Raw genomic sequence first — 11913 nt, 5'->3', positions numbered from 1 at the left:
CGTCCGCGCTGCCTCAAGGGCCGAGTCTTTCACAACAGCCACGGCGGTGAGCCGGAGACGGCGAAATTGTCGGAGTTGGGCTCGGTGCGGAGCACTGGGCTAAGTCCGTCCCATCTGGGTCGCCTAGTCGTGTCTGCTTTTCCTTGCCGCGGAACTCCTCCAATTGCCTTCAACGCTTCTTGCCCGCACTCGCTGGGCGACGCGATATCTTTCCAGCAAGTGATCAGTCAGATACTTCAGGGGATGCATATGTCGGCTGCGAACTCTGATGGCCCGACAGGTGAGCGTCGCGAGCATCACAAGCTCGCCGTTCGTTCACCGCAGTGAGAGCCAGCAGACGGCCAGCTCTCGAGCGAAACGTACTTTCCGGGGAAGGGCTAGGCGGCGCAGCAAACGTGTCGCATGCGAGTCAACCCGTCCCACGATTCAGAGGTCGGATCACGCGGGCAGGTTTGGTCTTGGTTCTGAGCATGGCGTTACTCGTGGCTCCGATTGCGCTGTGGCACGACTCGGATCCGTTTGCGCAGGTCCGTGCGGACGCCTCAGCGGCCCTTGAAGAACTGCGGGAGGGGGACCTGCTTGCCGTCGGCGCCCGGCTGGCCGCACAACGCGGCAATACCGACTTCGCGTATTTCTTCACGAAGAAGACATCGCCCCGCTTGCTCGGCGACGCACTGGGATCGGTGGCCGGCGACGGGGCAGGCTCGCCGCTCAAGAGCGACGTCGATCCGCATTCTTACGAGATTGCTTTGACGGATTTGGCGGGCACGCTCGCCCTGGCGAGTCACGGGTTCGGCGATCGGGCCCTGCCGCCCTCGTGGCGGGAGTCATTTATTTTGGCCACAACAGCGCCGGACGCTCTCCGGAAAGACGCCGCTCGATATCAGGGCGAGGAGATGCAGGCGCGTGCAGACCAGGATCGAGCCAACAAACAAAATTTGCTGCTGCTGCTCTCGCGGGGCTACTGGTCAACGGACTTTCTCCAGGGGACCACTGCCGCATTCTGGAAGCTTGATCACCGGTACAAAGGCGATGCCTGGCAGGATGAGCGAATCGACGGGGCGCAGTATGCGCCCGCTCCAAACGGGGCCTACCTATCCGATGGGGTCGTCGCACTGATGGCAGCACTGACGGCAAACCCCGCAGCCAGCAGATGGGCCTTTTCGGAATTTCAGGCTGGAAGCAAAGGCATCGAAGGAACCGACGACTCCGTCGGCAAATTCACGCACTACCTGCTATTCGAGCACCGCTATCCTAAGACGTCGGATGGCGAGGGTCTAGGAGTCACCGCAGTGCTCACAGCGCTCTCGTCGGCCATCGAAGCCGAGTCCGACATCGAGGGGGTCGCGACCGTCACCAACTATGTCCAGGACCTCTTCGGTGGCGGGGGTCCCCTGCACGACTCAAGCGTGCTTCAATCGCTAGCCCGTGATGTGAAAGCGAACAGCAGATGCACTTGGCATCCCGTGACTTACTGGAACTGCACCAAGGCGGTCGCGAGCGCTGTCTGGCGATGGGTCACGCACTGGGGTCACAGGATTCTTGACATCCTCTCGTTCGCGCCGCCACCGGTTGGCGTCGTCGCTGCAGGCTCGAACGCGGCTTGGTACGTCATCGAGGGCGACTACGCCGACGCGGGCCTGTCACTCGCTGCGGCAGTACCGGCTCTCGCGTTTGTGAAAGTTGCCAAGGCGAGAAAGGCCGGCAAGCTCGCGAAGGCCAGCAAGACCACGAACAGCGATCGGGAGATAAGACGGGCGGCTGCAGAGTCGAACGAGGTCGCGAACGCAGCACGGCAGATTAGCGGTCCGGCGCGGCGTGCGGAAGATTTGAGGCTTGCAAAGAAGGGGGCCGCACGAGTTAAGAAGTCGCCCCAAGACACGTACGCCAAGGAAGCCGTCGGACGTGACGATCTGATGGAGATGATGCCCGGGACTGTGAGGGAGAAGACACTCCACCCGAAGTGCACCATCACGTGTGAGGGAGATAGACGCGTCGACATCTATAACCCGAAGACGAGGAAGTGCATCGAGGTAAAGAAGGGCGTCGGTACGACAAACATCAGGCACGAGACCACGCAGGTCGCCAAAGACGTATTGCTGAGACAAAGCGGTATATGCAAGCGGGTGGAATGGCACTTCCTACCGGACGCTTCAGGCTACGTTGGTCCATCTGCTGCCCATCGCAGACTGCTGAAGCAGTACCGCATCCGATATGTGATCTACCTCCCGCGGGCTTATCGGTAACGTTCAACGCAGTGCTTGAAGCCGATCTCGTACGCTCGCGTAGGCCTTCGTTCCATTGCGGTCAGGTGCGGGAACCCGCACGACGGGGGGATGCCCCATCGCCGGCGTCACTAGATCGCGCAGAGCGTCGTGGTAGGCGCGCTGACGCCGCCGTCCCGAGTCACCAAAGCCGCGAGCTGGTCTGGTGGCACGGTAGCGATCTGAGCGCGACAACCAAGTCCGACACAGTGTCTTATACCCGTCGAGGTCAAAACCCAGCGACGCGTTTGCCGGGTACAGCTCAAGAGACAACAGTCTCCACGACGTGAAGTGCTGTGATTCATCGACCTCAATCATCGTCCCGCTCGATTCGTGTAAGAAGTCACCCGGGAGTGGCGTAAGTCGTTTCGCTGCCTGGTCCTCTACGGCGCCTCCGAGTGCCGAGAAGATCTCTCCCATCAATGGGCCAACGGCGGCAGCCTCAGCAGGCAGCCCAAGATGCCCGCGCTGGTTGAGCCACGACACCTTTGCTCGGGTCAGCAGTACACCATCGGCCGCAGCCGCAGCAAAGAATGCCCGCTCGCAATCTCCGACCGGCATACGTCTAAACAACCACGGCGGCAGCCGACTGATACACGTCGCTGGGCATATCTCGTCGTAGCTTCCAGGTGAAGGCGATCGGCTTCGAACCGTTGTGGCTGACGTAGTCAACCTGGCCGAGACAGTGGAATGGCGCCCCAGCACCGACCTCATTCTCTGGTGCGTCGCGGGTGAAGAGGAGAATGTCGGTGCCCGATGCACGGTGGTCGATATACCGCCGCCCGGTCGTGGACTCCGATGCTGTTGAACCCTGAGATTCCCAGTGAAACAGCCGCGTCCCTAACGCGTAATCCCGGTACATCGTAGTGTCGCTGAAGTGGCTATCAGTCTTATGAAGATTGACGAAAAAGACATCTGTGAGGAAGTCCTCGCACCACATGACGCCGGTAACCGCGCCTCGGACCGCTCGCTGCAGTGACGCCCAGTTCATGGCCGCCAGCACCTCTTCGCGTTTGTAGGTCGCATGCGAAAAGAGTGGAGCCGATGCGAGCCGACCGGTTAGCGGCTCCGGGACTATCGCCGACTCTCTCTCGCCGATCTCGAGTACGCTCGTAAGTTCCCGGCAGAATGCGGTGTTCGAGCGCAGAGCCTCCAAAGCGTCCTGGTAGCTCGAGAACATGTTGTTCAACGCTGGCCATACGGTGAAGCCCAGCATGCGAGAGTACGCCTGGTCGCGCGCTCCGAGGTCGTCGTAGTGCGGAGCGTCGGCCGCAACGAGTCGTCGATATGCGTCCGCGCGTTCCGGGTCGTCGACGTGTATGAAGGCGCGCGCTCGCTTGAGCAGCTCGGCATCGTCAGCGGGTGAGTATTCGATGAGGAGGCCCGCCTCAAATGCGAGATCTGTCCACGATCCCTTTTGGTAGACCTCGGTCAGTTCTCGTCCAGATTCCTTCAGGTATTCCGCCAGGTCTTGCTCGTTGTGCGAGCGGATGTCCGCGATCAACTGCTTGCGGGTCATTGAAATCTGGCGTCGAACGTTCTCGAGCACGATCTCCTTTGAAACCCGGTCGAGCGTGATGTGACACCCCGAGGGCAAGAAGGGGAAGTCGTGCTCGATTTGTTGCTGCAGGTCGCGGCGGCCCGACCCTGTGAGTGCGCGAAGCTTGAGGTCGAACCTAAAGTTGGCGTTCTGCTGGCCGACGAAATCCAGAACGGTGAGGACCGACTTGCCTTCGGACCGGCGTAGTCCTCGCCCCAGTTGCTGGAGGAAGATCGTCGCGCTCTGTGTGGGCCGAAGGAACAGGACCGTGTCTACCTCGGGAATGTCGATTCCCTCATTAAAGAGGTCAACGGTGAAGATGCAGACGACGTCGCGCTCGATCAGGCGAAGCCCGGCTTCATCACGCTCGGCCGTCGGGGTCTTGCCATGCAGCGCGATAGACGGAATGCCCTTGTCGTTGAAGTAACGAGCCATGTATTCGGCATGCGCAACCGACACGCAAAAGCCTAGGGCGCGCATGCGCGATACATCCACGATCTTGGCTCTGAGCTCGTGGATGACGAGGTCTGCCCGAGCGTCGTTGCCGGTGTAAATCCTCTCGAGCCCTTGAGTGTCGTATCCCTGACGAGACCACTCGACACCAGATAGGTCGACGTCGTCGGCGACGCCGAAGTAGTGGAAGGGCACGAGCAGGTCCTCGTGCAGTGCGTCCCAAAGTCGAAGCTCGGACGCCACGCGACCGTCGAAGAATTTGCTCACATTGACGCCATCGGCTCGCTCTGGCGTGGCTGTGAGTCCTAGCAATTCCTGTGGCTCGATATGCGCCAGTAGGCGTTGATACGACGCTGCTTCGGCATGGTGGAACTCATCAACGATCACCACGTCGAAGTGCGACGGATCGATCGTGGCAAGGCGATCCCGGCTCAGGCTTTGGATGCTTGCGAACACGTGCTCTTGCTTCACGGGCTGGAGACCCGCGACCATCAGCTCGCCAAAGTCTGGGTCGCGCAGGATCTCGCGGAACGTGCGGCGAGCCTGCTCTAGGATTTCGCGGCGATGGGCCACGAATAAGAGGCGAAGCTGACCGCTGGTGGTGCGAAGCCGCTTGTAATCGAGACCAGCGACGACGGTCTTCCCGGTCCCGGTCGCGGCAACCACAAGGTTGCGATGGTGCCGCCGCGCTTCTCGTTCATGTGCGAGCTCTTCCAAGATCCTGACCTGGTGCGGTCGCGGCGTGACCTCAAGCCCGCTAAGTAGAGCGGCAGCGCCGGCCGCCCCACCAGCCAGTCGCAGTGCCTCATCCAACGTGGCTGCGTCAGTATCGGGGTCGTAGGGAATGAAGGATCCGCTTGACCAGTAGCTCTCGTACGTCGTCCGAAACTTCTCAATAACCTGCGGATCGCGGGCCTCGGATACTCGGACGTTCCACTCGAGCCCGTCAACCATCGCTGCCTTAGTGAGATTAGAGCTCCCGACGTACGCAGTTCCGAACCCCGTCGACCGCTGAAACAACCATGCCTTCGCGTGAAGCCGCGTGGATTGAGTCTCGTAGCTGATGCGTACTTCGGCATCGAACTCGCGTATCAGACGATCGAGCGCTTCACGCTCGGTCGTTCCGGTGTAGGTCGTCGTGAGAACCCGAATTCGGGCCCCTCGGGCGTGCGCCTCGGTGAGGCCCTCCAGGAGAGTACGTATCCCTGTCCAGCGGATGAAGGCGCACACCAGATCGACGGACTCAGCCGTCCGAAGCTCAGCGCCGACCTCGACGTTGATCGCAGCATCTCCAACAGCATTGGTTAGCAGACCAGTCTCGCCTACCCGGCCAAGCGCACGAGGAAGTCCGCCGAGTCGAAGCTTGTCGCGATGAACCGACAGCAGCTCCTGGGGCGGCAGCGCTACGACGTCACCGTCGTTTCTCGCATCGAGCATGTTCAGCAGAGCATTCACAACGGCGACCTTCTCGGCCGGACTGGTTGTGTGGTGTAGCCGAGCTAGGACCCGTTCGGCTAGATGGGTGCTGAGGGCACGATCGATCACCTCCGGGGACAGATCCTGGAGCTCCGCGAACACCTCCGCCGAGTCAGCGATGTGCCGACGGAGAGAATCCGTGACGACCAGTTCATACAATCCGTCGGGCAGGCTGTCTGACATGCACAGAGCTTCCCATAACGGTCGGACGAGATCTGACATCCTGGGGTGGTGAGTTCGCTGCCGCTAGTCGTAGGCGCTGTCATCGTTGACGCCTACCCAAATGTCACTCGAGTACTTGCAGCGCGGCGAACGCGACCGCCTGAGTTGGCAGGCCACTGGGAGTTTCCCGGTGGCAAGGTCGAGCCTGGGGAGAGCGCTCAGCAGGCGCTGATTCGTGAAATTGCCGAAGAGCTCTCAGTGGATATTGAGGTGCTGGACGAGCTGCTCCCGCCGACCGGGACCACTTGGCCGGCGTCCAATGGGTACCGCATGCGCATCTTCTACGCGATCCTCGCCCGAGGAGACCTTCGTCTAGGCGACGGGCACGATCTAATTCGGTGGCTCCCGCGTCACGAGCTCCTTAGCGTCGGATGGCTCGCATCGGACCGCGATGTGACAGCGCGGCTACTGAGCCATATCCGATCTGAGGTCGAAGCAAACTGACGTTCCGCCAGACCCTGCCTCGCAGACACAGGGCCCGGCCCTCTAAGGATCTCTTGGCCGACTGAACCGCCCTCAGCACTTTTGTTCGATGCTTCGAGCTGGCTCGAAAGGGCCATATCGGTGAAAAGCCCTCCTCGCGACCTACATGCGAATAGCGTTCTCGGAACAGACGTCATGTGTTCCACGGGGGGTCATGTTCACACTTTCGACTCACGAGGTCGCGGACCACTGGGGCTATCATCCGGGTTCGTCGGCTGCCGCCGAGGTTTTCCGGGCATACACGTTCGACGAGATCCTCATCGTCGCGCCGGGATTCGACGATTTTGATACCGGTGCGGCTGAGGTCCGCCTTCACACCTCTCCTGTTGAACTTCCCTCGGGCACCTACTGGTTTTCGGGCGGTGGCCTGAGTTCAGTGCTCCAGGTGGTGGCCGGAGGGCCTGCGGGAGCGAGCGAGCGACAGCTCAAAGACAACCTTCTTGAAGGGTCAGCACTCGCGACCGCAGCCGACTGGTTCGAGCACCTTTGGGAAGTGGCCGTACCGATCCCAGCCCCGATGTTCGAGGTTGGCGGTGACGTCATCGTGCGGGTGTCCGGGCAGGACGGCATCATCCGGGGACGGCAGTACGCCCAGGCAGGTTGGCGATACCGCGTCTTTGCCGCGGGTGGCCTCAGCTGGCTACGCGAATCAGACATGTCTGTCCGACCTTCTTCCGATGACGCGTCAGCGTGGGTTCAGCTCAAGCCGGAGCCTCCGGATCGGTTCGCCGCCACGCTCACAAGGGCAAAGCTCAACATGAACTTTCGCGACACGCTCTATTCGTACAGCGCCACTCGCACTGTCTTCAGGCCTTACCAGTTCAAGCCGGTTCTCAAGCTCCTGAACACAGACACACTTCGGTTGCTGATCGCCGACGAAGTTGGCTTGGGCAAGACCATCGAAGCAGGTCTCGTGTGGACCGAGCTCGAGGCGCGAAGACAGGCAGACAGGGTTCTAGTGGTATGCCCGTCTTCCCTGGTCTCGAAATGGAAGCGCGAGATGGAGGAGCGATTCAGTGTCGAGCTCACTGAGCTCACCAGCGATCTTCTAGCTGAGATCAACGAGCGGCTCGAGCGAGCAACCCTCCCCGCACGCCGGGCTTACATCTGCAGTATCGAGCGGTTGCGAACCTGGGAAGGGCTTGAACGTGCGAACGACCTAGGGCTCCAGTTTGACCTGGTGATTGTGGATGAGGCGCACTCCTTCCGGAACAGCGACACACGCAGCCATGAGCTGGGAGAGTTACTTTCCGAGTGGGCCGATGCGTTTGTGATGCTTTCTGCGACTCCCGTCAACCTACGCAATAGAGACCTCTTCAATCTGCTGGGCCTGTTGGTCCCGGGTGAGTTCGAAGACCTCGAGTCGCTCGAGGAGCGACTCGCGCCAAACAGGGCCCTCAACAGGATCACCGAGTCATTGACCGATCCTGCGGTAACGAACGCAGATCGCCGCACATGGCTGGAATCAATCCGGCTCGAGATTTTCGGCGCCGCCCTTGCGGAGCGGCCGGACTTCGAACTCCTATCCGAGGTGCTTTCCCGGCCGAAGTTGAACTCTGCAGCAGCGGCACATGTGAAACGCCTCTGTGCCGAGCTGCACGCCCTCTCAGGCCAGGTGACACGGACACGCAAAATGGACGTCCAGGAGTTCAAGGCGCTCAGAAAGCCCGAGCCGATACCTGTGCACTGGACAGAACAAGAGAATCAGTTCTACGAGGCTTTCCGTCACTGGTGCGTAGAACGGGCAGAGTCCGTGGACATGCCACTTCACTTTGCGATGCAGATGCCTCTGCGGCTAGCCGGAAGTTGTCTGCCGGAAGCGGCTAACTCAGTCCTGGAATGGGTGCGCGGAGTCGACTCGGTGCCATCGGAGCCCGATGACGAAGTCTCAACCTCGGGTGGCGGCACAGGTCGAGAGTCTGCTTCTCGAGCCGTGCCGCCGAGCGAGCGGCTTATCGAACTGGCCGGACGGCTGACGGAGGACACGAAGTTCGACCAGTTCAAGGTCGCAATCGACAGCCTGGTGAACCAGGACCGTCGGGCTCTCGTCTTCACGTTCTCCCGCCGTACGCTGCGCTATCTCCGTGAACGCCTTCAGAATGACGCTCGAGTCGCAGTCCTGTCGGGCTCCCTTCCTCGCAAAGACCGGGACCAGGTCATGGCGGACTTCCGCGCTGGCAAGTATCAGGTCCTGATCGCCACCAAGGTCGCGAGCGAGGGACTGGACTTCGAGTTTTGCTCCGCGGTGGTCAACTATGACCTGCCGTGGAATCCCATGGAGATCGAGCAACGCATCGGTCGCATCGATCGCATTGGCCAGGAAGACGATGTTCTGGCCGTCTACAACTTCTACACACCAGGGACGATCGAGACTGACATCCTGATGGCGGTGTATGAGCGAATTCAAATCTTCACGCACGCGATCGGTCACCTGGAGCCAATTCTTGAGTCGCAGTGGCCATCCGTGCAGAAGCTGCTCTTCGAGCCGAACCTCACGCCGCAGCAACGAGCTCAACGTGAACGGGATGCCGCGTTGGCTCTCGAGGAGCAGGCATTGTCACTGGATGACGTTGAAACCGCCGCGCCGATGCTAGTGAGCAGCGACGGAGCCGAGATTGATGGGCTGGACGGCGAGCTGCAGGCGTCTGGTCGATATGTCGGGCAGCAGGAACTTGCCCTCCTGATTGAGGACTGGGCGGGGGCGCGCGGCGGCTCAGTAGAGCGCGACTCAACTGTCCTCAGGCTGCGTGGAAACATCGAGATGGCCGAAGAAGTGCAGGCCCTGGTCCGCACGGGCGAACGCGCGAACCACGAGGTCAGCCACATCGTGGCAGCGATGCGTGGCGACCAGTGGGTAACCGTTTCGATCGATCACGAGCTCGCCCGCACGTCGGGGTTGGAGCTTCTAAGTGCCAATCATCCGCTGACGCGCGCCGCGCTTCAGATCCCAGGGCACCGCCAAGCTCGCTACACCGTGCTTCAAATGACACCTGAGGCGTCTGGCCTGGAGCAGGGGGAGTATTTGGTCGTTCTAGCGACGGCTGAATGGGCTGGCGTGCGACCAGTGCGCGAGGTCTGGTCGGCTGGCGTCGACGTGAACCGCCGCTCGCCTATAGGCCCGGGTCTCGGGCAAGCCGTGATGTCGGAGCTGGCCCGTGGGTCGCTGAGGCCAGGACCGTGGATTACCGACCGCGAACTGACTGATGTCGTGGCGCTCGCCGAAATGTACCTCGCGAATGAGGGCAACGACCGATTGACGCAGCTCGAACAGGAGAATTCGGCGTTCCTAGCGATGAGGCGGACGTCGTACGAGCAGGTACATGAGCGCCGGATGAGGACCCTCAGGGAGCAGCTCGAGACGAATCGTGTCCGTAACCGCGCCAAGGGCGTGCGACTGACTGAATCACGGATCAACAAGCAGCTCGCTCGCTTCGAAGCCCAGACCGAAGATCTCGTACGTGCCGACAATCCAGGTCTAGAAATGAAGGACCTGGCGGCATGTCTCGTTGTGGTGCACGAATGACCGATCACCCTGACGTCCCGTACGAGCGTGCGAAGAACGCCGAGTACCTCAAGGCGCTCGAGCGTAAGCTGAAGACTCGGATCGAGATCGGGATGTCGCGGAATGAGGCATGGGCTAATCCGGGCGGAGTATCTCTTCCGTTCTCTCCAGATGACTTGCACCCATTGATCGGCCGAGTCGGCCTGGATCGGCAGCACGAGCTGTTGGGAACAGATTTCTACATCGGTCCACGCCGGCTCGTCGTAGGCGGCGTTGATGTGTACAGCTGCTTTGCCGAGGTGGCCAAGCTGTTCTTTCAGCCCGATGGAGACGGGTTCGAGGGCCACGAAAGCGTCGTCGTCCGCCGGACCTTCGAGGCCCGCCGACAGGAACTCGTCGCCGCAGACGACGAGTGGGTGCGTAAGGTGGACGACTCGCCATTCGCGCCGCAGCAGCTCAAGATTCCGGACGCCCCAGCCGGGCGTTCGAAGCGCCGATTCACGCTTCAACGGGAGGCGCCAACGTCACGTGAAGTGGACCTAGCGACGACTGAACCTGACTCCAGCCCCACCGTCAGCTCGCCGCCAGCTCAGCAGGCACCAGCGGGGATGCGGGCCGTCGAGGCAGTGCGGCGCAGGCTTTCGGCTCCACGAAGCTCCCAGCTCACCACCGTGCTAGCGACCCTGCAGCCCGACCAACATGAGATGGCGACTTTCGACCCCGGGGAGGATCTCGTCGTCCAAGGCCACCCCGGCACCGGCAAAACGATCATCGCTACCTATAGGGCAGCGTTCCTCGTTGACCCCGATCGTGGAGGGGATCCGACTGGTCGCGTGCTCCTGCTTGGTCCAACGAGTGAGTATGTCAATCACGTTCGGGGCATCCTGCGACAGCACGACCCTGAGGGGCTGATCGCCGTCACGGACATGGGGGGCCTCTTGAGCAGCTATATCGGCAGTGCAGCCAGGACCGAGCACTCTCTTGCAGGTCGGTACGATGACGTGGACGCCAGCACTCGTCGGCTGTGCGAAATCTCAGCGCATAAGGTGCGTCAGCTCGATCGGTTCTATGCGGATAAGGACCTTCGCCGGCGGTGGCTTCGAACGACGTACGACGTGCTGAGAACGAACGGCGACTCAGAAGGTACGCGAATCACGGCTAGCCCGTCCGAGGCTGCTTGGCTCCAGGAGTTGCCGTCTTTCGAGGTGGCGACGTCCCAACGACGGTACCTGCCTCTCCTTGCGCAATGCGCGCTCGCTCTCCGTCCCCCGAGCTCCCAGGAGCAATTCGACCACATCGTCGTTGACGAAGCGCAAGATGTGAGCCCGATCGAATGGAACGTCCTCGATCAGGCGAAGTCGAAGACCGGTCGATGGACCCTGGTCGGTGACATGAACCAGCGACGATCAGACACGTCTTACGAGTCATGGCAGGCAATCGCACACCACTTGGGAATTGGATCAGGCGATTCGGATTTTCAACCAACCGTCGTGACCCGTGGATACCGTTCCACGTCTCAGATCCTCGAGCTCGCCGACAAGCTCCTACCTCGCGCCCAGAGAGGCGTCGAGGTAGTACAGCGCGACGGACCGGAAGTCCAAAAGGTCTGGGCAAGTAACTCCGAGAAGCTTTTCTCGATCTCAGTCGAGATCGCTCTCGAGTTCAAAGCCACGTACTCAGACGGCACGGTTGCTCTAATTACGGCAGAGCCAACAGCATTGACTGAATGGATGGCGAGGTCAGGCTGGCGCCGTGACGGCTCAGTCCACCGCTGGGTGCTCGATGGCCGATTGCTGAACGTTTATGGCCCTGCTTCGGCGCGCGGTCTCGAGTTCGATGCAGTGGTGGTTGTTGAGCCCTCGAAGTTCAAACAACACGTTGGAAAGGCTGGTCAGTTGTACACCAGCCTGACGCGCGCGAACCGAGAGCTCGCAATCGTGTGGCAGAAGAATCTCCCTCAGGCATTGCGATAA

5 protein-coding genes are annotated in these 11913 nt (G+C 61.0%); 4 read left to right on the top strand and 1 reads right to left on the bottom strand.

Features of this window, described 5'->3' with window-relative positions:
* The first annotated feature begins 470 nt into the window (after window positions 1-470).
* Window positions 471-2246 carry a hypothetical protein gene (locus AB0N22_RS06280; protein ID WP_364637248.1) on the top strand — a complete coding sequence of 592 codons (1776 nt, stop codon included), beginning with the start codon at window positions 471-473 and terminating at the stop codon, window positions 2244-2246.
* 583 nt (window positions 2247-2829) lie between these two features.
* Here the strand turns inward: AB0N22_RS06280 and AB0N22_RS06275 are convergent.
* Window positions 2830-5916 (bottom strand): DUF3427 domain-containing protein, encoded by a 3087-nt coding sequence (locus tag AB0N22_RS06275; protein WP_364637246.1) that lies wholly within the window; start codon window positions 5914-5916, stop codon window positions 2830-2832.
* Window positions 5917-5961: 45 nt separating this feature from the next.
* Between AB0N22_RS06275 and AB0N22_RS06270 the strand changes: the two genes are divergently transcribed.
* The 3 genes from AB0N22_RS06270 (at window position 5962) to AB0N22_RS06260 (ending at window position 11913) form a co-directional block, all read left to right on the top strand.
* Window positions 5962-6399, top strand: a complete 438-nt coding sequence (locus AB0N22_RS06270) for an NUDIX domain-containing protein (RefSeq protein WP_364637244.1) — start codon at window positions 5962-5964, stop codon at window positions 6397-6399.
* Window positions 6400-6592: 193 nt separating this feature from the next.
* On the top strand, window positions 6593-9961 hold the full coding sequence (locus tag AB0N22_RS06265; protein WP_364637242.1) for a helicase-related protein: 3369 nt from the start codon (window positions 6593-6595) through the stop codon (window positions 9959-9961).
* Window positions 9958-11913 carry a UvrD-helicase domain-containing protein gene (locus tag AB0N22_RS06260; protein WP_364637240.1) on the top strand — a complete coding sequence of 652 codons (1956 nt, stop codon included), beginning with the start codon at window positions 9958-9960 and terminating at the stop codon, window positions 11911-11913. The genes AB0N22_RS06265 and AB0N22_RS06260 overlap by 4 nt, the downstream gene beginning before the upstream one ends.

It is taken from the genome of Aeromicrobium sp. NPDC092404, from assembly GCF_040684095.1.
Classification (GTDB): domain Bacteria; phylum Actinomycetota; class Actinomycetes; order Propionibacteriales; family Nocardioidaceae; genus Aeromicrobium.
Note: the sequence above shows the minus strand (reverse complement) of the source record. Positions and strands in the feature narration are given on the sequence as shown.

What these genes read in the sequence shown, in the direction of transcription:
- AB0N22_RS06280 (WP_364637248.1), top strand. Translation starts at nt 471, where the DNA reads ATGGCGTTACTCGTGGCTCCGATTGCGCTGTGGCACGACTCGGATCCG.
- AB0N22_RS06265 (WP_364637242.1), top strand. Translation starts at nt 6,593, where the DNA reads ATGTTCACACTTTCGACTCACGAGGTCGCGGACCACTGGGGCTATCAT.
- AB0N22_RS06260 (WP_364637240.1), top strand. Translation starts at nt 9,958, where the DNA reads ATGACCGATCACCCTGACGTCCCGTACGAGCGTGCGAAGAACGCCGAG.
- AB0N22_RS06275 (WP_364637246.1), bottom strand. Translation starts at nt 5,916, where the DNA reads ATGTCAGACAGCCTGCCCGACGGATTGTATGAACTGGTCGTCACGGAT.